This window comes from Bradyrhizobium xenonodulans, from assembly GCF_027594865.1.
In the GTDB taxonomy this organism is placed as follows: domain Bacteria; phylum Pseudomonadota; class Alphaproteobacteria; order Rhizobiales; family Xanthobacteraceae; genus Bradyrhizobium; species Bradyrhizobium xenonodulans.
In genome coordinates this window covers 6,648,105-6,669,828 of sequence record NZ_CP089391.1, presented here as the reverse complement: position 1 = coordinate 6,669,828, position 21,724 = coordinate 6,648,105, and the positions used below count along the sequence as shown (strand labels likewise).

General features: G+C 64.1%; 20 protein-coding genes. 13 read left to right on the top strand and 7 right to left on the bottom strand.

Annotated features, from left to right (window positions below; translation table 11 throughout):
• The first annotated feature begins 311 nt into the window (after positions 1–311).
• From I3J27_RS31750 to I3J27_RS31715, 8 genes are all read left to right on the top strand, one after another.
• Positions 312–2,645 (top strand): putative bifunctional diguanylate cyclase/phosphodiesterase, encoded by a 2,334-nt coding sequence (locus I3J27_RS31750; RefSeq protein WP_270162796.1) that lies wholly within the window; start codon positions 312–314, stop codon positions 2,643–2,645.
• 157 nt (positions 2,646–2,802) lie between these two features.
• The gene (locus I3J27_RS31745) at positions 2,803–3,531 is read left to right on the top strand and encodes an N-acyl amino acid synthase FeeM domain-containing protein (RefSeq protein ID WP_270162794.1); all 729 of its coding nucleotides are present in this window, start codon (positions 2,803–2,805) and stop codon (positions 3,529–3,531) included.
• Between the two features lie 279 nt (positions 3,532–3,810).
• On the top strand, positions 3,811–4,299 hold the full coding sequence (gene pal / locus I3J27_RS31740; protein WP_028152222.1) for a peptidoglycan-associated lipoprotein Pal: 489 nt from the start codon (positions 3,811–3,813) through the stop codon (positions 4,297–4,299).
• 204 nt (positions 4,300–4,503) lie between these two features.
• Positions 4,504–5,541, top strand: coding sequence for a tol-pal system protein YbgF (gene ybgF / locus I3J27_RS31735; RefSeq protein WP_270162792.1), 1,038 nt, complete (start codon positions 4,504–4,506; stop codon positions 5,539–5,541).
• A gap of 71 nt (positions 5,542–5,612) precedes the next feature.
• Positions 5,613–6,686, top strand: coding sequence for a tRNA lysidine(34) synthetase TilS (tilS, locus tag I3J27_RS31730; RefSeq protein WP_270162791.1), 1,074 nt, complete (start codon positions 5,613–5,615; stop codon positions 6,684–6,686).
• Between the two features lie 265 nt (positions 6,687–6,951).
• Positions 6,952–8,874: an ATP-dependent zinc metalloprotease FtsH gene (ftsH, locus tag I3J27_RS31725; protein ID WP_270162790.1), complete on the top strand. Its 1,923-nt coding sequence runs from the start codon at positions 6,952–6,954 to the stop codon at positions 8,872–8,874.
• Positions 8,875–8,959: 85 nt separating this feature from the next.
• Positions 8,960–9,481, top strand: coding sequence for a DUF2867 domain-containing protein (locus tag I3J27_RS31720; RefSeq protein ID WP_270162789.1), 522 nt, complete (start codon positions 8,960–8,962; stop codon positions 9,479–9,481).
• 14 nt (positions 9,482–9,495) lie between these two features.
• Entirely contained in the window at positions 9,496–9,915 is a 420-nt protein-coding gene (locus I3J27_RS31715; protein ID WP_270162787.1) for a DUF3052 domain-containing protein, read from the top strand.
• Positions 9,916–10,022: 107 nt separating this feature from the next.
• Here I3J27_RS31715 and I3J27_RS31710 read toward each other — a convergent pair whose 3' ends face one another.
• On the bottom strand, positions 10,023–10,877 hold the full coding sequence (locus tag I3J27_RS31710) for an alpha/beta fold hydrolase (RefSeq protein WP_270162786.1): 855 nt from the start codon (positions 10,875–10,877) through the stop codon (positions 10,023–10,025).
• A 391-nt stretch (positions 10,878–11,268) separates the two neighbouring features.
• On the opposite strand from I3J27_RS31710, the gene I3J27_RS31705 reads away from it, so the two are divergent.
• On the top strand, positions 11,269–13,053 hold the full coding sequence (locus tag I3J27_RS31705) for a hypothetical protein (protein WP_270162785.1): 1,785 nt from the start codon (positions 11,269–11,271) through the stop codon (positions 13,051–13,053).
• A 24-nt stretch (positions 13,054–13,077) separates the two neighbouring features.
• Here the strand turns inward: I3J27_RS31705 and I3J27_RS31700 are convergent, their stop codons facing one another.
• From I3J27_RS31700 to I3J27_RS31685, 4 genes are all read right to left on the bottom strand, one after another.
• Positions 13,078–13,929 carry a DMT family transporter gene (locus tag I3J27_RS31700; protein WP_270162784.1) on the bottom strand — a complete coding sequence of 284 codons (852 nt, stop codon included), beginning with the start codon at positions 13,927–13,929 and terminating at the stop codon, positions 13,078–13,080.
• Positions 13,930–14,012: 83 nt separating this feature from the next.
• Positions 14,013–14,549 carry a TetR/AcrR family transcriptional regulator gene (locus I3J27_RS31695; RefSeq protein WP_270162781.1) on the bottom strand — a complete coding sequence of 179 codons (537 nt, stop codon included), beginning with the start codon at positions 14,547–14,549 and terminating at the stop codon, positions 14,013–14,015.
• 156 nt (positions 14,550–14,705) lie between these two features.
• Positions 14,706–15,434, bottom strand: a complete 729-nt coding sequence (locus tag I3J27_RS31690; RefSeq protein WP_270162780.1) for a hypothetical protein — start codon at positions 15,432–15,434, stop codon at positions 14,706–14,708.
• A 1-nt stretch (position 15,435) separates the two neighbouring features.
• Entirely contained in the window at positions 15,436–16,929 is a 1,494-nt protein-coding gene (locus I3J27_RS31685) for a hypothetical protein (RefSeq protein WP_270162779.1), read from the bottom strand.
• Between the two features lie 303 nt (positions 16,930–17,232).
• On the opposite strand from I3J27_RS31685, the gene I3J27_RS31680 reads away from it, so the two are divergent.
• Complete coding sequence (locus I3J27_RS31680) at positions 17,233–17,397, top strand: Flp family type IVb pilin (RefSeq protein ID WP_014439808.1); 165 nt, start codon at positions 17,233–17,235, stop codon at positions 17,395–17,397.
• A 444-nt stretch (positions 17,398–17,841) separates the two neighbouring features.
• Positions 17,842–18,522: a TetR/AcrR family transcriptional regulator gene (locus tag I3J27_RS31675; RefSeq protein WP_270162777.1), complete on the top strand. Its 681-nt coding sequence runs from the start codon at positions 17,842–17,844 to the stop codon at positions 18,520–18,522.
• A 151-nt stretch (positions 18,523–18,673) separates the two neighbouring features.
• Here the strand turns inward: I3J27_RS31675 and pyk are convergent, their stop codons facing one another.
• Both pyk and I3J27_RS31665 read right to left on the bottom strand, forming a co-directional pair.
• On the bottom strand, positions 18,674–20,110 hold the full coding sequence (gene pyk, locus I3J27_RS31670) for a pyruvate kinase (RefSeq protein ID WP_270162776.1): 1,437 nt from the start codon (positions 20,108–20,110) through the stop codon (positions 18,674–18,676).
• On the bottom strand, positions 20,107–20,706 hold the full coding sequence (locus I3J27_RS31665; protein WP_270162775.1) for a DUF1036 domain-containing protein: 600 nt from the start codon (positions 20,704–20,706) through the stop codon (positions 20,107–20,109). The genes pyk and I3J27_RS31665 overlap by 4 nt, the downstream gene beginning before the upstream one ends.
• Before the next feature lie 172 nt (positions 20,707–20,878).
• Between I3J27_RS31665 and I3J27_RS31660 the strand changes: the two genes are divergently transcribed.
• Both I3J27_RS31660 and I3J27_RS31655 read left to right on the top strand, forming a co-directional pair.
• Entirely contained in the window at positions 20,879–21,184 is a 306-nt protein-coding gene (locus I3J27_RS31660; protein WP_270162774.1) for a DUF1244 domain-containing protein, read from the top strand.
• Positions 21,185–21,395: 211 nt separating this feature from the next.
• Entirely contained in the window at positions 21,396–21,668 is a 273-nt protein-coding gene (locus tag I3J27_RS31655; protein WP_097659825.1) for a DUF2312 domain-containing protein, read from the top strand.
• Positions 21,669–21,724: the final 56 nt, after the last annotated feature.

The following is a 21,724-nucleotide window of genomic DNA, read 5'->3' as shown; positions in this document are numbered from 1 at the left end:
GTTTTGGGCATGATCTTTTCGGAAAACCGCTTCGCACTTTTCCGGATCAGGCTCTAGAACCATCGAGCTAAAACATCGCGTGTTCAGCCGCGCGATGTTTTCGAAAAAATGCGCCGATTTTTTCGGGCTTGGCGGGAACAGCAAGCTTTCCTTCACCTTGTGCTCGGCAAAGCTTGCCTAGTTGCTTGATATGTCAGCAGAAACCGGTTCGCTATTGCCGAAAAACAACTCGCCTTTAACGATGTTCCCTCAGAAAGGCTTCATCTCGGCTGGGTAAAAGTATGCGCCAGACAGGACGCGTACAAACACAAATGCAGTTCGCAAGCCAGAGCGGAGAATCCGAGCAGGCCTCGCCGACGGTTTCGGCAGCGCTGATCGATTCGCTGTTCGAAGCCCCCCGTCCTCTGCTGGCCGGCCTGGTATTCGTCTCCATCGGCGCCGCGATGACTGCGCTGAAGACGGGAGAACCACTTATCTGGGCCTGCGTCGGGCTTCTCGTCGTTGCCGGCATCTTCCGCGCGTTCAACCTGTACCTGTACCAGAGGCGCAAGCTGACGCTGACGACCAGGGAGGCGTCGCACTGGCAGACGCGCTACCAGGTCGGGGCGATGGTTCAGGCGGCCGCGATCGGCACCTGGTGCTCGACGACCCTGTTCAGCAGCGACGATGCCGTCGCCCATATGATCGCCCTGTCCGTCACCACCGGAATTGCGGCAGGCGGCGCCGGCAGGGCCTATGGCCGACAGTGGATCTTCCAGCTGCAGGTCAGCCTCGTCTTCGTTCCCATCGTGATCGCGCTGGCGTTGCGCGGCACGCCGTTCTACGTCGCGATGGCGGTCGTGAGCGCCGCCTTCCTCCTGTCGCTGATGGGACTGTCGGCCAATCTGCACCGGATATTCATGCGCGCGCTGGTCGCGCGTGAGCGCGAAGCCGCACTCGCCGGCCGGTTCGACACCGCCTTGAACAACATGCCGCACGGCCTGTGCATGTTCCACGTCGACGGCCAGCTCGCGGTCATGAATCATCGTTTCGGCGAGATGATGAACCTGCCCGACGACCTCGTGCAGAGCGGCCCCAGCGCATCCCAGATCATCGCGGCGTGCATCGAGTCCGTCTCGCTATCGAGGGAGAGCGGCGATCTGATCCTGCACGACATCCGCGAGCTTCAGAACAAGGAGATCGTGACCACGGACCCCGACCCCGCACGGGGGCGGACGCTGTCATGGACCATTCAGCCGATGACGGACGGAGGCGCCGTCGTCCTGCTGGAGGACATTACCGAGCGCAAGAGCGCCGAGGCGAAGATCAGCCATCTGGCCCGCTACGACGAGCTCACGGCGCTTCCCAACCGCGTCAGCTTCCGCGACGAGATCGAGCGGCTGCTGGCGATCTCGCACAGCTCTGAACGCCTCTGCGCGCTGCTGTTCGTCGACCTCGACCAGTTCAAGCAAGTCAATGATACGCTCGGTCACCCCTGCGGCGACCAGCTTCTGTGCGCGGTCGCCAACCGTCTGCGCGAGATGCTGCGCCCCGAGGATTTCGTCGCCCGCTTCGGCGGCGACGAGTTCGTCGTGTTCCAGCAGAACATCAGCTCGCCCGAGGACGCAGCCAGCCTTGCCCGCCGAATCGTCGAACGCCTGAGCGAGCGCTACCGCATCGACAATCATCTGGTCGAAATCGGCGCCAGCGTCGGCATCGCGCTGACCTCGCCGGACGGCGACGTCAGCGCCGACACGCTGCTCAAGAACGCCGACATGGCGCTGTACCGCGCCAAGGCCGACGGCCGCGGCACCTTCTGCTTCTTCCGCGACGAGATGGCGGCCACCGTCGAGGCCCGCCGCATCCTCGAGCTGGACCTGCGCAAGGCGCTCGCCAACGAGGAGTTCGAGCTGTTCTACCAGCCGCTGGTCAACCTGAAGTCCGGCAAGATCACCACCTGCGAGGCGCTGTTGCGCTGGAATCATCCGGTGCGCGGCACGGTCTCGCCGGTCGACATCATCCCGGTCGCCGAGGACATGGGCCTGATCGTCGATCTCGGCCGCTGGATCCTGCGCCGCGCCTGCATGGAATGCATGAAGTGGCCGGACGGCGTCAGCGTCGCCGTCAACTTCTCGCCGCAGCAATTCCACCAGCGCGACGTGCTCAGCGAAATCCGCTACGCGCTCGAGGTCTCGGGCCTGCCGGCCCATCGGCTCGAGATCGAGATCACCGAGTCGTCGCTGCTGCGCAACACCCAGCTCACCCACGACATCCTGTCGCAGCTGCATGCGCTCGGCGTGCGCATCTCGCTGGACGATTTCGGCACCGGCTATTCGAGCCTCAGCTACCTGCACAATTTCCCGATGCAGAAGGTCAAGATCGACCGCTCCTTCCTCGAGGGAATCGACACCGACCGGCCGCTGACGCTGCTGCGCGGCGTGGCGCGGCTGTCCGCCGATCTCGGCATGGCCGTGGTGGTCGAGGGCATCGAGACCAACGAGCAGCTCGAGCTGATCAGCGCCGACGGGACGGTGAGCGAGGGGCAGGGTTATCTGTTCAGCCGGCCGGTCCCGGCGGTGCGGGTGCGCCAATTGCTCAACGCCTCGCATGGCCGTCGCCTGCACGAAGATCAGGTTGTCGCGATCTCCTCGCGCTCCTTCGCCTGACATCCCGTTCCAAGATTTCTCATCGTTTCAACTCGTTACAGTCCACCGTAGTCCTACGGGGATTAACCCTAATCAATTCAAGCCTTTGCAATTCCGTTAAGGAGGCGTTAATCTTTTCAAACTCGCGGAAGTTGTTGGACGAGTTGTGGAGTGTCAGATGGAATCCCGGGCCGAGCCGCGCGCTCCGTTGGTTATGCGGGGGGCAGGGATTTTTGATCGGGTCGACTACAGACTCATCGAAACTCCGGAAGACAAAGATCGCCTCTATCAAATGCGCTACCGGGCCTATCTGCACGGTGGATTGATCCTGCCGTCCGAGGCGCATCGCGTCAGCGATCGCTATGATGATGCGCCGAACGCCTGGACCTTCGGAATCTACATCGATGGCGAGCTCTGCAGCTCCGTCCGTCTGCATGTCCTGACGTCGGATCAGCGCATGTCCTATGCGACCGAATTGTTCGGCGACGTGCTTCATCCCCGTCTCGACCGCGGCGAGGTTTTCGTCGATCCGGCGCGGTTCGTTGCCGACCCTGAGCAGGCCGGGCGATTTCCGGAGCTGCCCTATGTCACCCTGCGCCTCGCTTATCTCGCCTGCGAACACTTCAATGCCGACACCGGGCTTGCGCAGGTCCGGGCGGAGCATCAGGCATTCTACCGCCGGGTCTTTCTGCATGAGGCGATCACGGAACCGCGCTCGTTTCCGAACGTGTTGAAGCCGGTCGCCCTGATGGCGTCCGATTTCCGAAGCCTCCGCGAGCGCGTCTTGACCCGCTTTCCGATCATGCGTTCGAGTGCCTTCGAGCGGCGGATGCTGTTCGACCGCGGTAACAACATCCGCGCCGCCGTGCCGCGCCCCGTGCTTGTCGCGGGTGCTGCGCAAGGCTGAATTCCGGCTGGGATCCCCGCATCGCCGCCGGCCGCTATGGGGCGGTTCGCCGATCACACGGCCCAGATTTCCAGCAAAAACCGGCGTTTTGCCGACCGGCGCGGCTTGCCTTCACCCTCGCGCCACATTTACAACCCATTAACCATGACGGGTGCTTTTCGCGGGTTGGGGGCATTTGACCGGCTGAAGCAAGGTTCCATCAAGGTTGACGGAACGTTCGCTTAACCAACCCCCTGTAGACCGGAAGCAGTGGACGAACGTGAGCGTGGAGGCTCCGGAATGAAATATCCTATGCGTATCCTCCAGGGATTGAAGCTGGCTGCAGTGGTTGCAATTGCGCTGTCGATGGGCGCCTGCGCCAACAAGAATGCTGCGACGGATGCGATGGCCAACGCGGCGACGCCTGGCAGCCAGCAGGACTTCGTGGTGAACGTGGGCGACCGCGTGTTCTTCGAAAGCGACCAGACCGATCTGACCCCGCAGGCGATCGTGACCCTGGAGAAGCAGGCGCAGTGGCTCCAGAACTACCGCCAATACAGCTTCACCATCGAAGGTCATGCCGACGAGCGCGGCACCCGCGAATACAACATCGCGCTCGGCGCCCGCCGCGCCCAGTCGGTGCGTTCGTTCCTTGCCTCGCGCGGCATCGATCCGAACCGCATGCGCACGATCTCCTACGGCAAGGAGCGGCCGGTCGCCGTCTGTAACGACATCTCCTGCTGGTCGCAGAACCGTCGCGCCGTCACCGTGCTGAACGCGAGCTCCTGACGCCGGGATACTGACGCTCAGTCAGGCGCCGTTCATCTTCAAAGACCGATTATGCCGGCGCCCTCTCGGGCGCCGGTTTCGTTTCAGCAATCCGTGACCTAAAACCCCTTGGTGGCAGTCACAGTTTTGGCGTACTCCCTTCCTCATTGTGAGCCGCGGCCAACGGTCCGCCGCGTGCCACGCCGCTTTTGTCGTCAGGGCAAGATGTCATCGAAATTCAAGGCAATTACCGGCACCGTGGCGATCGCTGCGCTGCTCTCTTTCTGCGCGCCCGTATGCGCGCAGTCGGACGACGACCCGGAGATGCGGATCGAGCGGCTGGAGAACCAGCTGCGCCAGCTCACCGGCCAGAACGAAGAGCTGCAATATCGCAACCGCCAGCTCGAAGAGCGGCTGCGGGCGCTCGAGGGCGGCGCGCCAGGCGCGCCCGGACAGGTGCCCAATGTCTCGGCGATGCCGCCAGCCCAGATCGCGCCGACCCAGGTCGCGCCGGCCTCTCGCCAGCAGCAGCAGGCCCAGCCGAATTACGAGCAGCCGCAGGCCGCCGCGCCGATCGTTCAGGAGCAGCCGGCACCGGGCGCGCCCGGCACGCGCCGCCGCGGTGATTCCTTCGACCCGAGCCAGAACCCGAACGCACCCGGCGCGCCGCGCGCGCTCGGTGGCGGGCAGCAGCCGATGCCGGCAGGCACTCAGGCAGGTGCGCCCGGCGGCCGCGGCTATGGCGAGCCGCTCGATCTCTCCAACAACGGCCCCCGCTACCCGCAAGCCGCGGTGCCGACACAGCCGGGCTATCCGCCGGCCCAACAGGGCAATCCCGCGCCGTCGGGCGGCACGGGCCTTGCGACCCTGCCGCCCTCGGCCACGCCGCGCGATGAGTTCGACCTCGGCATCGGCTACATGCAGCGCAAGGACTACGCGCTCGCCGAGCAAACGATGAAGAACTTTGCGCAGAAATATCCGAGCGACCCGCTGCTCGGCGATGCGCAATATTGGCTTGGCGAAAGCTACTTCCAGCGCCAGCAATATCGTGACTCCGCGGAAGCCTTCCTTGCCGTCACCACCAAGTACGACAAATCGGCCAAGGCGCCGGATGCCCTGCTGCGGCTCGGCCAGTCGCTGGCCGCTCTGAAGGAGAAGGAGGCCGCCTGCGCCGCCTTCGGCGAAGTCGGCCGCAAATATCCGCGCGCCTCCGCCGGCGTCAAAGCCGCGGTCGATCGCGAGCAGAAGCGGGTGAAGTGCTGAGGCGCCGCATTCATCCCTGACAAGGCGGACAACGCTGCGCTAAAACGGTGCTCATTCTGCTGGGCAACGTCATGTCAGACGACGACAATTCACCGATCACGGCGCGCGCGGGGAAGCAGCTCTTCGCCGGGTTGAGAAGCGCGCCGGGACTGGTGCTCGCGGTCTCCGGCGGGCCCGACTCGGTCGCGCTGATGTGGCTCGCCGCGCGCTGGCGGCGCGGCCTTGCACGTGGCCCCCAGCTCACTGTCGTCACCGTCGATCACGGCCTGCGGCCGGAAGCTGCGCGCGAGGCGCGCGAGGTGAAGGGGCTGGCAACCGAGCTCGGGCTGACGCACCGGACCCTGCGCTGGCGCGGCGCGAAGCCGGACACGGGATTGCCCGCCGCTGCGCGCGAAGCCCGCTACCGCCTGCTCAACGAGGCCGCGCGCAAGGCCGGCGCCAGCCATGTGCTGACCGCCCACACCCGCGACGACCAGGCCGAGACCCTGTTGATGCGCATGCTTCGCGGCAGTGGACTTGCCGGACTGTCGGCGATGGCGCGCCTGACGGAGCGTGACGGCATCGTGCTGGCGCGTCCCCTGCTCGATGTCCCGAAGTCGCAGCTCGTCGCGACGCTGAAGCGTGCCAGGATTGGCTTTGCCGACGACCCCACCAACCGCGACACCGCCTTCACCCGGCCGCGGCTGCGTGCGCTGCTGCCGCAACTCGCGGCCGAGGGCGGCGATAGCAGGAGCCTGGCGCGGCTCGCCGCAAGGCTGGCGCGCGCCAATGCGGCGGTCGAGGTGCTGGTCGATGGCGCCGAGCGCTTCCTTCAGCTCCGGGCGCGCGGCGATGCGCCGCAGGCGAATGGCCGAAGCTTCGAGGCCGAAGCCTTTGCCCTCCTGCCGGAGGAGGTCCGGCTGCGGCTGCTGCTGCGGACGGTCAATGCCCTCGGCCGTGAAGGGCCGGCGGAACTCGGCAAGGTCGAGGCCCTCCTGGCCGCGCTCGATCAGGCCGTGAATCAGGTAATGGCCGCAAGGCCCCCTGCACCCGCAAATGGCCGTGCGATCCTGAAGCAGACCCTTGCGGGAGCCTTGATCAGCCTTGCCGGGGGGCGTATCCACATCACGCCTGCGCCGGCGCGCCGGTTCAGGGGCGGATCATGACACCGGCCATTTGCGATGGACCGCGTCAGGACACCTTAACCAGGCAGGAAAAACCCCGGCCTTGATGCCATTATTTCAGCGGGAATCGCGCTAAGATGGGATAAATAGTCCCATCTCGTTCCCTTGGCAGCGACCGGGGCGGCACCTAAATTGTATGCGTCTAACCAAGAGGATTCCTTGGGGATTTCCTCGCACTGACAAAGTAATCGTCCAAGATACCGCCCAAGGATCAGGCCGCGATCCGCGCGACCACGAAGGAAGATCGATGAACGCCAATCTGCGCAATTTCGCCCTCTGGGTCATCATTGTCTTGCTGCTATTGGCGTTGTTCACGCTCTTCCAGAATCCGGGTCAGCGGGCCTCCTCGCAGGACATCGCCTTCTCGCAGCTCCTGAGCGAAGTTGACCGCGGCAATGTCCGCGACGTCGTGATCCAGGGGCCGGACATCCACGGCACCTTCACCAACGGCTCGAGCTTCCAGACCTACTCGCCGAGCGATCCGACGCTGGTGAAGCGTCTCTATGACAGCAAGGTGCAGATCACCGCGAAGCCGCCGGGCGACAACGTGCCCTGGTTCGTCTCGCTGCTGGTCTCCTGGCTGCCCTTCATCGCGCTGATCGGCGTCTGGATCTTCCTGTCGCGGCAGATGCAGGGCGGCGCCGGCAAGGCGATGGGCTTCGGCAAGTCGCGCGCCAAGATGCTGACCGAAGCGCATGGCCGCGTCACCTTCGAGGACGTCGCCGGCGTCGACGAAGCCAAGCAGGACCTTCAGGAGATCGTCGAATTCCTCCGCGACCCCGGCAAATTCCAGCGCCTCGGCGGCCGCATTCCGCGTGGCGTGCTGCTGGTCGGTCCTCCCGGCACCGGCAAGACCCTGATCGCGCGTGCGGTCGCGGGCGAAGCCAACGTGCCGTTCTTCACCATCTCCGGTTCGGACTTCGTCGAGATGTTCGTCGGCGTCGGCGCTTCCCGCGTCCGCGACATGTTCGAGCAGGCCAAGAAGAATGCGCCCTGCATCATCTTCATCGATGAAATCGACGCGGTCGGTCGTCACCGTGGCGCCGGCCTTGGCGGCGGCAATGACGAGCGCGAGCAGACGCTGAACCAGTTGCTGGTCGAGATGGACGGCTTCGAGGCCAACGAGGGCGTGATCCTGATCGCCGCGACCAACCGCCCCGACGTGCTCGATCCGGCGCTGCTGCGTCCGGGCCGCTTCGACCGCCAGGTCGTGGTGCCCAATCCCGATGTCGTCGGCCGCGAGCAGATCCTCAAGGTTCACGTCCGCAAGGTGCCGCTGGCGCCCGATATCAACCTCAAGACCATCGCGCGCGGCACCCCGGGCTTCTCCGGCGCAGACCTAATGAACCTCGTCAATGAGGCCGCCTTGACGGCTGCGCGCCGCAACAAGCGCATGGTCACCCAGGCCGAGTTCGAGGAAGCCAAAGACAAGGTGATGATGGGCGCCGAGCGCAAGTCGCTCGTCATGACCGAGGAAGAGAAGCTGCTCACGGCCTATCACGAGGGTGGCCACGCCATCGTCGGCCTCAACGTCGTCGCGACCGACCCGATCCACAAGGCGACCATCATTCCGCGCGGCCGTGCGCTCGGCATGGTCATGCAACTGCCCGAGCGCGACAAGCTGTCGATGTCGCTGGAGCAGATGACGTCGCGCCTCGCCATCATGATGGGCGGCCGTGTCGCCGAAGAGCTGATCTTCGGCCGCGAGAAGGTGACCTCGGGTGCGTCCTCCGACATCGAGCAGGCAACGCGTCTGGCGCGCATGATGGTGACGCGCTGGGGCCTGTCGGAAGAGCTTGGCACGGTGTCCTACGGCGAGAACCAGGACGAGGTGTTCCTGGGCATGTCGGTGTCGCGCACGCAGAACGCCTCTGAAGCGACCGTCCAGAAGATCGACTCCGAGATCCGGCGCTTCGTGGAAGAGGGCTACAACGAAGCGACCCGCATTCTCACCGAGAAGCGCGCCGATCTCGAAGCTCTCGCCAAGGGCCTGCTCGAGTTCGAGACGCTCTCCGGCGACGAGATCGTCGACCTGCTCAAGGGCAAGAAGCCGAACCGCGAGTCCGTGCTGGAACCGACCACGCCGCGCGCTTCCGCGGTGCCCCCGGCCGGCAAGTCGCGCCCGCGGCCCGACCCGGATCCCGGCCTGGAGCCGCAGCCGCAGGCCTGACGGAGATGGCTTGCAACGATTGATTCAGAACGGGCGCCTCGCGGCGCCCGTTTTTTCATGTTGGGCACACTGTTCGAGGGGCGCCATGGACGTCGTCGACTGTAATTGTCCCTCGGACAGCGCGCTTGGTCGCGAGTTTGTCGAGAGTGCATATTTCCACGATTCCTATCGTGCGGCACTGGCACATCCGGAACTCGGGATTGTCGATATCTTCTTCGCGCTGTTCGGGCATACGCCGCTCTGGATGAAGCTGCTGCTGATCGTCCGCAACGTCATCGCGAGGTTCGCAGGGCTCGACACGCCGACCATCGGTGAGGTCATGAGCCCCGCGATCAGGAGCGGACACCGGGTCGGCGACAAGATCGGGCCATGGCCGATCTATTTCATCGCCGAGAACGAGATCGTGGCGGGGCGCGATAACAAGCACCTCGATTTCAGATTGTCAGTGCTGAAAGTGAAGGGAGGCGTCGCGACCGATGTCGTCGTCACGACGGTCTGCACCGTGCACAACGTCTTCGGGAAGATCTATCTGTTCGTCATCCTTCCGTTTCATCGCACCGGCGTTCGGGCCCTGATGTCGAACGCGGTTGCGGCGCGACGCTTGTGAAAGGGCAGGCGGTCATGGCGGGCTATTCCGGCAGGTCGACCGTGCAAAAGCTCGGCATCAAGCCGGGCTTTTGCATTTTTGTGGACGGTCTTTCGGTCGCCTACAGCGACATTGTCGGCGAGCTTCCTGACGACGTGACGATCGCAAAGACCGCCAAGGCGCCACTCGATGTGGTGCATCTCTTCGCGACAGAAGCCAAAGGTCTCGCTGCAAAGCTGCGCAGCTACCGCAAGGCGATCGCGCCCGCCGGGATGATCTGGGCGTCCTGGCCGAAGAAGGCGTCAGGCGTCGTAAGCGACGTGACCGAGACGCTGGTGCGCGAGACCGCGCTTGCGAACGGCCTCGTCGATATCAAGGTCTGCGCCGTCGACGACGTCTGGTCCGGCTTGAAGCTCGTGATCCCGGTGAAGGACCGGGCAAAGCCCGCGAAATAGCGACAGTGCAAGGATGGGCAAAGGCGTTCTTGCGCCGTGCCCACGATCTCTTGATTGTCACGACAGACGTGGTGGGCACGCTGTCGCTTTGCCCACCCTGCGATATCTTACTTCGCCGCGGCTCCACGCCCCAAAAACCGCAGCACATCCTCGTTGAACTGCTCGGGATCCTGCAAAAACGAGAAGTGACTGACCTGCGGCTGGATCAGCAGACCGGCGCCGGGAATGTTCGCCGCCATGAATTCGGTGTTGTCACGCTTGATCGCCTCGTCGTGGTCGCCGTCCACGATCCAGGTCGGGACCTTGATGGCCGCAAGATCCGACGCCGTCCATTTCGGCTGGCTCTCCCACATCTTTGTAATCTCCGCGACGAAGTTCTTGTACTCCGTCGGCGTCGGCGAGAGGCGCTTGTACTCTTCGCCGGCCCTTGCGATGTAGGCGTTGAAGACCTCGCTCGACGCGATATCCGCAACGCCTGACGGATCGGAGTTCGCCGCGAAGGCGAACAGCCTGCTGACGCGCTCCGGGTGCTTCATGGCGATGTCGAGGCCGATGATGGCGCCGTCGCTCCAGCCCACGATCGCAGCCTTCTTGATCTTGAGACGATCGAGCAGGGCGACCACGTCCGAGGCCATCACATCGTAGCCATACGGTTCCTGATTGCGGCTGCTGCGCCCATGCCCGCGGCTTTCCATGACGATGACCTGATAGTGCCGTTGCAGCGCGCGGACCTGGTGGCCCCAGTAATTCGCGTTGGCGAGGCCGCCATGCAGCAGGATGACGGGCTCGCCGCGGCCATAGACCGCGTACCAGATCTTCACCCCGTTGACGGGAGCGAGGCCGCTTTGCGCCGCCTTGGGCAATGTCGGCGTCGGCGGGAGGCTCAGCCATTGCGGCGCCGCCTGCGCAGAGCCGAGCGAGACCGTGATGACAAGCGCGGCGCAAAAATTGCGAAACATCATGATCAGCATTCCTGTTCGACCATCCGACATTACCGCATCGCAAATCGGACGCGCCACCGTCAGGACGGTACAGCACTGAGACGTGAATGACTGCGAGCGCCAGGGGCCGAACCATCGGGGGCGTGCGGCGACAATGAGATGCAGACGGCGAACCAACAGGCCGCCGACAGCAGCGATTTGGTCACGTGGCTTGGTTCGGAACTTGCCGTCAGCCCGGCGCGCCGAATTCTCGCGCTCTGATTAATCCGCCATTAGCGTTTGTGGGGTAGTTCTGCTGTCATCCGTCTTCGTCGCTCCGCGGGCCCGGCCAGCTAGACGCTTGAAGGCGGGCGGTAATCACGGCGCTTTACCGAGGCTGAGCCGCGCACCCGTCACTCCCTCCGGCACCCCGATGGCGGACGTCAACGTCACCTCTGACATGGTCCGCCGCGCTCGCGCGACGAGCACCCCGAACTTCCGGGTCGAGACGTTTTCGATCGCCTTGTTCGCGTCGGCGATCTCCGTATTGCGCTCGGGATTTGTCTTCGGCCTGACCAGCAATCTCTATCATTTGCCGATCGTCGCAGGACTCTACAACGAGCCGCAGTATCGTGACGACGGGTTTATCCAGTCGTTGCGGTACTTTGCTTCCGGCGTCTGGCTGATGCTGAGCGGCGTCGAGAGATATGTCGACGACGTTCCGTTGCTCTTCTTCGTCCTGTTTTTCCTCTCCCGGCTGGTCAGCTTTGTCGGATTGCTCTGCTGCGCCTCCCTGCTCGGGGTGACGGAGAGGCGCGACAAGATCGTCTTCAGTCTGGTTGTCTGCTTCACCGCGTTTCTTGACGGCTACAGCTACGCCGGCTCCGGCGGCCTGTTCATCAACTACTTCACCCATTCGGAGATGGCGAATGGCGTGGCCCTGCTGGCGATCTACTTTGCCGCGCGCGGCCGCTACACAACAGCGGTCATCGCGGTCGGCATCATCTTCTTCATCAACGCCTTCTTTGCGGTCTGGCTCGTTCCGCCGCTGGTGTTGATCGGGATCCGTCACCTGTCGCAGCGGAAAGTGACGATCGGCCAAATCTCCTTGCGCGTGCTGATCGGCCTCGTCCCGTGCGTGCCGCTTGGGCTGGTCGTGCTCAATGGGTTTCTCGCAAATCCCGAATTTGGCCATCCGTTCGACCTTGCGGGTTTCCTTCGCCAGTATTTTCCAGGGCATGTGCTGATAGACTCGACATCGCTCGCCGACATCGTGGGGCTGTCGGCGGTCACCCTGATCGGAGCGCTCGCGCTGTTCTGGCCGGGCCGGCCCGCCTCTGATTTGCAGGCCGCCTATTTGGGCGCGATCCTCGTCTACCTGATCGGCATCGCCGTTCCCTTCGTGACCGCATCGCCGCTTATTCTCAACCTTCATCTCCTGCGATCGGGAACGGTCATCCATCTGCTTGCTGCCCTGGCGATTGCGGCACTGGCGACGAACTGGTTGCGGCGCGACAAGGACGCGGCCTTCCTTCCGGCCTGTCTTGTCATCCTGTTCCTGAGCTTTGATGGCTGGACTGGCCTCGCCTCCGTCCTCGCCGTTCTGATCTTTGCTCTTCGAGCAACTGTCCCGGGACCAGCCCCATCCCGCCAGCGCACCATCGGCTATCTGGTGCTTGCCATGACCGTTCTGGTCGCATACCCGCTCGCGATCAGGTCCAGCCTCAACTTCAACCGGATCTGCAATGAGGCGGTCGCGGAATGGACCGACGTCGGCAAGTGGGCGCGCAGTACGCCTTTGACTGCGGTGTTCCTCACGCCCAGAAGGCCGGAGCTTGATGGCCGGGCTGAAGTGAGCATCGCCGACATGGCGCTCGATCGCGGCGGTGTGTTTGAGTTCGTCTCACATCGTCGCGTCTGGGTCGACTTCAAGCGCGGCGGATCGGCGATGTTGACGCCTTCGTATTATCCGACGTGGCGAAGCAGGTTGACGGATGTCGAGGGCTTGAATTCGCTTGCGGAGCGAATGGCTTATGCGTCGCGCAACGGCATCGGCTATGTCATCGATATCTGTCAGAGCCCTGAAGCGCAGAGCGGCGCCGTCTATCGAACGAAGCGGCTCTGCGTATACTCAACGGACGCAACCGAGCCCACGGTACGGAAGGACGCATCGGTCCGCGGGCTGCCGCCTGACGGCCGGCTCCGGAGCTCCTCATGATGCGACTTCCGCGGGACAAATTGATTACGCCTTCGGCCTGACCTGCGTCATCGCCACGCCTGACACCGCGAGCAGTCCGCCGACGATCAGCTTCGGGGTCACGGGCTCGCCGAGGAACAGCACGCTCGACATCAGGGCGAACACCGGAAGCAGCAGGCCGAAGGGAGCGACGCGGCTCATGGAGCAGCGCCCGATCAGCCAGAACCAGAGGCCAAATCCCAAGATTCCTCCGATGAAGATCGTATAGGCGAGCGCGAGCCAGCCAATTTCATCCGCGGCGACGAGGCTTGCCGTTTGTCCGTGTTCAAGGAGCAGCGACATCGACATGACCTGCGGCACGGTGAGCAGCGACGACCAGCCCATCAGCATCAGGGAATCAAAAGGGCCGTAGCATTTCGTCAGGACATTGGACACCGCGAATGCGAAGGCGGCGCCGACCACAAGCAGAAGCGGAAGTGCACTTGCCGACAAGGCTGGTCCCGTCGCCAGCACGACCACGCCGGCAAAGGCAAGCACCACACCGGCAGACGTGGTGAGAGACGGTCGCTCGCCAAGCAGCGGCCAGGCCAATAGGACGGCGAAGGGCGTGGCAAGCTGATAGGCGACGGCCGACAAGCTTCCTGAGCCAAGTCCAAGGCCAACATAGAACAGCCCGAAGTTCAGGCCGCCCAGGAAGATCGAAATGACTGCGACAGGGCCGAGCTGCTCGCGCGTGGGCCTTTTGACGAACGGAACGAGCAGCAGCGCGATGGCGACGAAGCGCAGGGCGAGGAAGAACAGCGGCGGAAACTCGGCAACGCCGACCTTGATGGCCACGAACTGATAGCCCCAGAGCAGCGGAACGGCCACGGCGCAGACGATCTGGATCGCAGTCATGGCATCTTCCTTTCAAGATCATTCAGTCCAGATATGGGCCAATCGATGACGGAGGTGTTCATGGCTGGACCTGATTGGATTGCCTACTCGATGAAGCGGTCGAGCAGCGCGTCAGCGGTGGCTTGCGATGCGGCCTGAGCCGGTGCCGTCTTGCCGACCACGCGCAGCCCCTCGACGAAGCAGACGAGAATTTTCGCGGCGCTCGCGGGATCGACTCCCTTGGCCAGCTGGCCCGCCGCTTGAGCACGGCACAACGCACCCGCCACCCTGGTCTCCATCGCCTTGAAGAAACCCGCGACGCGGCGTGCGACGGTCGCGTCCTCGCCAGCCAGCTCCATCGCCGTGGCCACCAGCAAGCATCCACGCCGGCCGTTGGCGCCGCTGGTGCGCTCGACATAGCCGGCAAGATAGGCCCGCAGGCCCTCGACCGGATCTCTGCTTTGCGCAAACTCGAGATCCATCCTTGTCACGGCATCCGCGATGTAGCGATCGAGCGCGCGCAGGAACAGCGAGTGCTTGTCACCAAACGCGGCATAAAGGCTGCCCCGCGAGAGTTTCGTTGCACGAAGCAGGTCCGGGAGTGCGGTGGCGTGATAGCCGCGCGACCAGAACGCATTCATCGCGCGTTCGACCGCGGCCTCCACATCGAAGTTTCGGGGGCGGCCGCGGGGCAATTGCGGTGGGGCTGGGCGAGGCATGAACGATATATAAACCGATTGGTCTTTAAATCACAAGTGGTCAATTCGGTTGGAGGTAGTTATCGAGAGAGTGGGAACTTAGGTTCGCTCCTCTGTCGCAGTGTAACTATTTTTTTGATTGACGCGCCGGCGCGAATAAAGCATCCCGCTGGGGCTATATTCCCATCTATTATATTTGAAGTCTGTCTCCAGAGTTGCTGGAGCGATGATCTCGATGCTGTCGTCAGGCGGAAGATTGGCGCCTTCCGCGATGGCCGAGAGGAGCCGTGGATCTCGCGGACTCGTGCCGTTGAAAGTAAACCCTCGCCACTTGGTTGGTGTATCCGCATTGTCGACAATGTAACCGTCGTATCGGTCATGAAATTTGCCGTTGCAATTGGCTATCAAGTCGACCTTTTTGTGCTCCTTCATTGCGACAACGAAGCTGTCATCCGCGAAAGTCTCCTCTTCTCCCTGATCGGTTGGCGAGGCGTTGCGCCCGCCGGAGAAGATAGCGACCGCATCGCGGCAGAGCGTTGCATAGAGAAGAACAAGACGACTATCTGCGAGGCGAAATGCGATTATGGACCCAACAGGCTGGAGGCATCCGCCTCCGGTATTGATCCGATTGTGCTGCAGTTCGCCGAACGCTTTCGATGCATACTGGCGGCCGTCAACTTCGATAGTGGCGTCCACGCGATATGCGAAGCGTACGCTGCAAAACGGGTTCAGGGAGAACCGGGGGCGATCCCACTGATGCAAGACGAGCGTTGCAACGACAAAGACGGAAGCGAGCCCTAGAAGCCACGGTTTGAGGCGCGAGGACATCTCAATTCGACGGCGCGACCGCCGCCCCGCCCTCCACCTTCTCCCTTACATGCACCACCGCGATGTCATCCGCATAAGCCCGCTTCCAGCCCTTGAGCTGGTCGAGGATTTGCGGGCCCGGCGCATCGGCGACCAATAGCGTCGCGTCGATCTTGTATTCATCCAGCAGGCGCGGCAGCAGCTCGGGCTTCTTGCCTTCCGTCGCCTTGAAGAAGTCCATCACGAATTTTTCGCCATAGAGCTCGGCGCGGCCGTCGACGAAGACAGGGATGTCGCGCGAGATCAGATAGCCGCCGAACTGATAGGCGTTGAAGATGCGCTTCACCTTGAGCTTCTCGAGCAGATCCGCCGCTGCAGCCGGCGTCTGCGTCATCGTGAAGGTGAAGCGGTGGTGCGCCATGTAGAGCGAGGTCGAGGTCCAACTGGCGGCAACGATCATCAGCGCGCCGAGTGCCGTGACGGTGCGGGCCGGCCAGCGGTCGCCGCCAGCGGCGTCGCCTTGCGGACGCGCGAACATCTCGCCGAGCGGTTTTGCCAGCACAAGCGGCACCAGGAAGGCAAAGGCTTCGATGCTTCTGAAATGGGTCAGCGCGCTCCAGGTCAGGAACAGGATCAGGAAAATCCTGGGCGCCGAGAGCACGATGCCGCGATAATAGCCGAGCGCGATCAGGCCGAGCAGCGCGCCTTCGAACGCGGTGAAGGTCGCAAAATTCGCCGGCATCCATTCGAAAATCACCGACAGCAGCTCGCCGAGGCCGAGGATGTTGGTCGCGCCCATCAGCGTCCGCCAGCCGTAGGGCGTGCAGCAGCTCGCGATCAGCGCGCCGACCCCGAACAGCACCCAGCGCAGGAACAGCCGCAGCCGCTGTCCCTTCTCGGCATGCTCGACTGCTTCGAGCGAGATCGGGCCGATCAGCGCGAGGCCCAGCACGAAGCCGCCATGCAGGTTGGCCCAGAGCGCCATCAGCGGCAGCCAATGCCAGGATGGCGCACTTCTGCGATCGGCAGCCGCCATCAGCAGGCCGACCCATGCCACCATGACGGGCAGCGCCAGGATATGCGGACGCGCCAGCACATGATGGATCGTCAGCAGCAACGCCAGCATGGCGAACAGCACCGCGCGCGGCGCCTCGATCTGCGCATCGAGCAGATAGACGAAGATCGCGGCCGTGAGCGCCATCCCGATCGCGGTGAGGATCACGGGCCCGGCCCAGTCCCATTGCGCATGGGAGAAGGCGAACAGAACCTGCGACAGCCACGACGTCGAGATCCACGTCTCGCCGGTCCGCGTGAAGGAATAGAAGTCCGTGGTGGGGAGGGCGCCGTGATCGAGGATCCATTGCCCGATCTTGATCTGCCAGAACGAGTCGGAATCCTGAAGCAGGGTGTCGCCGACGAAGAAGAAAAAGAGATAAACGCCGGCACCGACGCAGAGCGGCACCAGGGCGCGTGCGCGGCTCTGCACCACGGTGCTGTTGGCAAAGGAGAGGGACATGCCGCCTCGTCGTCCTGCTTGTTCTTGTCGGGTTGGCCGAGCGGGCGGCATTGGACCATGCGCGGTCATAACTTCGGGTAAACCCGCGGGCGCAGACGCTGCCGCGGATGCCTGCAATTTAACGGATTGTTTTTAATTCCTCTTTACCATCGGCGAATACACGCAATGCGCCCGGTGTTTACGCAGTCGAATTAACTGCGGCGCAATTCTTTGCCCCTACGTTCGGTTCCATGGTCGGGCGGCGCTGGGAAGCCGAATAGACCAGACCATTTGTAAGCCTCGTGTACTCTTTGGGAGCAGTCTATGAAGAACCTCGTTTCGCGTTTCGTGAAGGACGAATCCGGCGCCACCGCCATTGAATACGGCCTGATCGCTGCCGGCATCGCGCTGGCGATCATCACCGTCGTCAACAACCTCGGCACCTCGCTGAACACCAAGTTTGGCTCGATCTCGTCCAGCCTGAAGTAAGCCGGACGATCTGACAGTTTTGAGAGCCCCGTCTTCGACGGGGCTCTTTTCTTTTGGGGTGGTACAGTCGGCCGGCGGCTGCTCGGCCTGCATGTTTCGCCGGCGATGCGGAGCATCGTCCGGACGCCCGCTTTGCAGGCTCCTCACCATGAGGATCTGATACCTCGCCGCAAAACGAGTCCTCATCCTGAGGGTCCGCCGCAGGCGGGTGTCTCGAAGGATAGCTACAGGCAGGGCTTTCCCCCACCCTCTTTCTTCAGGGGTCCTCCAGCCCGCATCGCCGGGCATGGCGCGTTCGTCCGTTCGCCGTGACGCTCCACGCATTTGCGTCTTGTCATCCACTCTGAATAGTTGTTCAGTCCTTGCGGGGCGATTTGCATCTATGCAGTGACGAAGCGTTCGGCCGCGGGGCGTGCGGCAGGCGTGTGGGACAGGAAGCGCGCCATGGTTTATCGGCGGACGCATCAAGTGGTTAAGCGCCTTGCGGCCAGGCGCAGTGCGATACTGGCGGCGGCGCGGGAGGCTGCGGCGGAAGGCGGGATGGCGGCGGTGCAGATCGCGCCGGTCGCGGTTCGCGCCAGTGTCGCGGCCGGAACGGTCTACCGTTACTTCCCGTCCAAGGCTGAGTTGATCTCCGAATTGATCGCCGAGGTGTCGCGCGACGAACTCGCCGCGATCCGCCGGGCGGCCGATGCTGCGCCGGGCCCGTCCTCGGCGCTGGCGGCAGCCGTCACGACCGTGGCGGTCCATACGCTGTCGCAGCGCAGGCTGGCCTGGGGCATCCTGGCCGAGCCCGTCGATGTCGATGTCAGCGCCTCCCGCCTCGCCAGCCGGCGCGAGATCGCGGGCGAGATCGCTGCGCGGATCGACGCCGCCGTGCGCGCCGGCCATTTGCCGGCGCAGGACACCGCGCTTGCCGCCACCGCGCTGCTCGGGGCGCTGCACGAGGCCCTGGTCGGGCCGCTCGCGCCCGACAATCTCGAAGATCCCATCAAGATGCGCGATGCGGTCCAGACCGTGACCCTGCTGGCGCTGCGCGCCGTCGGCGTCATGGACGCCCGCGCGCGTGGGCTGGTGGTGCAGCAGACGCTGCTCCCGACCACGAAAGCGCTGGTCGGGGCGTAAAAAGCGGCGTGCGACCGGGGGTGCGGCCTGATCGTGCTCAGGTCGTTGCACGAGCAGGTCTTTTCACGAAACCCGCGCATTTTAGCCGGACCGGCCGGCTACTGTGCATGGGGTTGTTTTCGACATTTTTGTTTTGCCGCGCTCAGGCGGCTCAAATAATCGCGTCGCCCTCGGGTCCGACCGAGGCGATGCGCACCATGTTGGTGGTGCCGGGAATGCCGAGCGGCACGCCGGCGACGATGATCACGCGCTGGCCGGCGCGGACGAAGCCGTCCCGGAACGCGATCTGGCCGGCGCGGCCGACCATGTCGTCCTGGTCGCGGGCATCGTCCGCCACCACGCAATGCACGCCCCAGACGACGGCGAGCCGGCGGCCGGCGGTGATGTTCGGCGTGATCGCCACGATCGGTGGCTTCGGCCGCTCGCGGGCGACGCGCACGGCGGTCGAGCCCGACGAGGTCCAGCAGATCAGCGCAGGCAGGTCGAGCGTCTCGGCGATCTGCCGCGCGGCGTCGGCAATGGCGTCTCCGGCGGTGGCTTCCGGCGCCGGCCGCTGGGCCATGACCACGGAGCGATAGGTCGGGTCGCGCTCGACCTCCTCGCCGATACGGTTCATGGTCGAGACCGCCTCGACAGGGAATTTGCCGGCCGCCGATTCCGCCGACAGCATGATGGCGTCGGCGCCTTCATAGACGGCGGTGGCGACGTCCGAGACTTCGGCCCGGGTCGGCACTGGCGACTGGATCATCGATTCCAGCATCTGGGTCGCGATCACCACCGGCTTGCCGGCGCGGCGCGCCATGCGCGTCATCTGCTTCTGGAGGCTCGGTACGCGCTCCAGCGGCAATTCGACGCCGAGGTCGCCGCGCGCCACCATCAGCGCGTCGGAGGCTTCGAGGATGTCGGCGAGGCGATCGATCGCCTGCGGCTTCTCGATCTTGGCCATCACTGCGGCGCGGCCGCGGATCATCTTCTTGGCCTCGAGCACGTCGTCGGCGCGCTGCACGAAGGACAGCGCGATCCAGTCGACGCCGGTGACCAGCGCGGCCTCGAGGTCGGCACGGTCCTTCGGCGTCATCGCCGAGACCGGCAAATCGGTGTCGGGCAGGCTGACGCCCTTGCGGTCGCTCATCTTCCCGCCGACCACGACACGCGTCACCGCATGCTCCTTCGAGGTCTCCTCGGCGATCAGCCGCACCTTGCCGTCGTCGAGCAGCAGCGAATGGCCGGGCCTGAGCGCAGCCAGAATCTCCGGATGCGGAAGATTGACGCGCGTGGCATCGCCCGGCGTCTTGTCGGAATCGAGCGTGAAGGTCTGGCCGTTCTGGAGCTGCACCGCGCCTTCGGCGAAGGCGCCAAGCCTGAGCTTGGGGCCCTGGAGGTCGACCAGAATGCCGATCGGCCGGCCGTAGCTGCTTTCGACGTTGCGGATCGTCGCCACCAGCTCCCGCATCTTGTCGTGCGGGGTGTGGCTCATGTTGATGCGGAACAGGTCGGCGCCGGCCTCGAACAGGCGGCGGATCATCGCGAGATCCGAAGAGGCAGGTCCCAGGGTCGCGAGAATCTTGATACGGCGAAGACGCCTCATGGCTTACTTCCAGACGGTGGTGGAGGGGCTGGCGGGAGACCAGGACCGGCGGGCGGCGTACCACCGGGCGGATTATTGGGCAAACCCGGGACGCCGCCACCAGGCCCCACCGGGCCCGGCAGGCCGGGTACGCGTTGCTGCTGTGACGGCTGCTCGTTGGCATCGGTGAGCTGCACCGTCCAGGCCCGCTGCTCGCCGGTGTCGACCTCGAAATAGCCGGTCCGGTCATAGCCGCGCGCCAGACAATCCTCGGTGCCGCGGATGGTGAATTCCTTGTCGCGCGAGCACATGAAGGCCTGGCCCGACCATTCGCCACCGCGGTCGTAGTCGATCGCGTAGATGTAATAGTAACGGGCGACCAGCGTTCCCCGCAGCAGGGTCTCGCAGGAGCGGGACGAGATGTTCCACCAGCCCTCGGTGGTCCAGCCCTCGGCGTCCTTGTAGCCCAGCGCAATGCCGACCCGGCTCGATGTGTTGTTGCAAAGCCGGAAATCGGCGGAGGCCGGGCTGGCCCAGAGGCACAGCAGGCCAACCACCAGCACCGGGACCAACCGGGCGAGCAGGCGAAGGGAGGAGCGGGGAGATTCGGCGATCATTGTCGCGGAACGTATACCAGATGATTGACGATTTGGCGTAGGGCCGGGGAACTGGGCCGCGGTTTGGCCTAGGGGGCCGTTTGCGCCGCGATATGGCAAAATCTGTGACAGGCCCCACCTGATCCCGTAAGGGTGACCCTAACAAGGTCCGAGCCAATTCAGGGATCCAGCCATGGCAATCGACGACAAAACCAGAACGGAGCTCGAGGCCGCCGCTTTCAGGCGCCTGGTCGATCATCTGAAGACGCGGACGGACGTCCAGAACATCGACCTGATGAATCTGGCCGGCTTCTGCCGCAACTGCCTGTCGAACTGGCTCAAGGACGCCGCCGACGCCCAAGGCGTGAGCTTAAGCAAGGACGAGAGCCGGGAAGCCGTCTACGGCATGCCCTACGAGACCTGGAAGTCGAAATACCAGGGCACGGCCACGCCCGAGCAGATCGAGGGGATGAAGAAGGTTCATCCCCACGGGCACTGAGCAGGCTCGTCGGCGACCTGCCGGCGCGGCGCCCCTGAGTCGCATCACACAACAGCTTTCTTCGAGCTGCCGCAGGAAGGTGTGGGCGCGCTGTGGACGAGCGCGATGCTTGCTTGAACGCAACGGGCGCCAACCCTAAGGGTTCTGCCAGCACGCGCGGTGAGGGATGCCGGCGTCACCTCGTTTTGCCAGTTCCATTTGGAGTACCAAGATGGCCACCACCGCCGCCGTCCGCGACGACGAGCCCGCGACGAAATTTGCCAAGGACCAGCTCAAATCCATCATCGAGCGCATCGAGCGGCTGGAAGAAGAGAAGAAGGCGATCTCCGACGACATCCGCGACGTCTATGCCGAGAGCAAGGGCAACGGCTACGACGTCAAGGCGCTGCGCACCATCGTGCGCCTGCGCAAGCAGGACCCCAACGAGCGCGCCGAGGCCGAGACGATCCTCGAGACCTACATGCAGGCGCTGGGCATGCTCTGAGGCGCGTCGCCTCGAGCACCACTGCCGAGCCCGGATGGAGCGAAAGCGAAATCCGG

Bases quoted from the DNA above. Each gene is read 5' to 3' on its own strand.
- I3J27_RS31750 (WP_270162796.1), top strand. From the start codon at position 312: ATGCAGTTCGCAAGCCAGAGCGGAGAATCCGAGCAGGCCTCGCCGACG.
- I3J27_RS31745 (WP_270162794.1), top strand. From the start codon at position 2,803: ATGGAATCCCGGGCCGAGCCGCGCGCTCCGTTGGTTATGCGGGGGGCA.
- pal (WP_028152222.1), top strand. From the start codon at position 3,811: ATGAAATATCCTATGCGTATCCTCCAGGGATTGAAGCTGGCTGCAGTG.
- ybgF (WP_270162792.1), top strand. From the start codon at position 4,504: ATGTCATCGAAATTCAAGGCAATTACCGGCACCGTGGCGATCGCTGCG.
- tilS (WP_270162791.1), top strand. From the start codon at position 5,613: ATGTCAGACGACGACAATTCACCGATCACGGCGCGCGCGGGGAAGCAG.
- ftsH (WP_270162790.1), top strand. From the start codon at position 6,952: ATGAACGCCAATCTGCGCAATTTCGCCCTCTGGGTCATCATTGTCTTG.
- I3J27_RS31720 (WP_270162789.1), top strand. From the start codon at position 8,960: ATGGACGTCGTCGACTGTAATTGTCCCTCGGACAGCGCGCTTGGTCGC.
- I3J27_RS31715 (WP_270162787.1), top strand. From the start codon at position 9,496: ATGGCGGGCTATTCCGGCAGGTCGACCGTGCAAAAGCTCGGCATCAAG.
- I3J27_RS31710 (WP_270162786.1), bottom strand. From the start codon at position 10,877: ATGATGTTTCGCAATTTTTGCGCCGCGCTTGTCATCACGGTCTCGCTC.
- I3J27_RS31705 (WP_270162785.1), top strand. From the start codon at position 11,269: ATGGCGGACGTCAACGTCACCTCTGACATGGTCCGCCGCGCTCGCGCG.
- I3J27_RS31700 (WP_270162784.1), bottom strand. From the start codon at position 13,929: ATGACTGCGATCCAGATCGTCTGCGCCGTGGCCGTTCCGCTGCTCTGG.
- I3J27_RS31695 (WP_270162781.1), bottom strand. From the start codon at position 14,549: ATGAATGCGTTCTGGTCGCGCGGCTATCACGCCACCGCACTCCCGGAC.
- I3J27_RS31690 (WP_270162780.1), bottom strand. From the start codon at position 15,434: ATGTCCTCGCGCCTCAAACCGTGGCTTCTAGGGCTCGCTTCCGTCTTT.
- I3J27_RS31685 (WP_270162779.1), bottom strand. From the start codon at position 16,929: ATGTCCCTCTCCTTTGCCAACAGCACCGTGGTGCAGAGCCGCGCACGC.
- I3J27_RS31680 (WP_014439808.1), top strand. From the start codon at position 17,233: ATGAAGAACCTCGTTTCGCGTTTCGTGAAGGACGAATCCGGCGCCACC.
- I3J27_RS31675 (WP_270162777.1), top strand. From the start codon at position 17,842: ATGGTTTATCGGCGGACGCATCAAGTGGTTAAGCGCCTTGCGGCCAGG.
- pyk (WP_270162776.1), bottom strand. From the start codon at position 20,110: ATGAGGCGTCTTCGCCGTATCAAGATTCTCGCGACCCTGGGACCTGCC.
- I3J27_RS31665 (WP_270162775.1), bottom strand. From the start codon at position 20,706: ATGATCGCCGAATCTCCCCGCTCCTCCCTTCGCCTGCTCGCCCGGTTG.
- I3J27_RS31660 (WP_270162774.1), top strand. From the start codon at position 20,879: ATGGCAATCGACGACAAAACCAGAACGGAGCTCGAGGCCGCCGCTTTC.
- I3J27_RS31655 (WP_097659825.1), top strand. From the start codon at position 21,396: ATGGCCACCACCGCCGCCGTCCGCGACGACGAGCCCGCGACGAAATTT.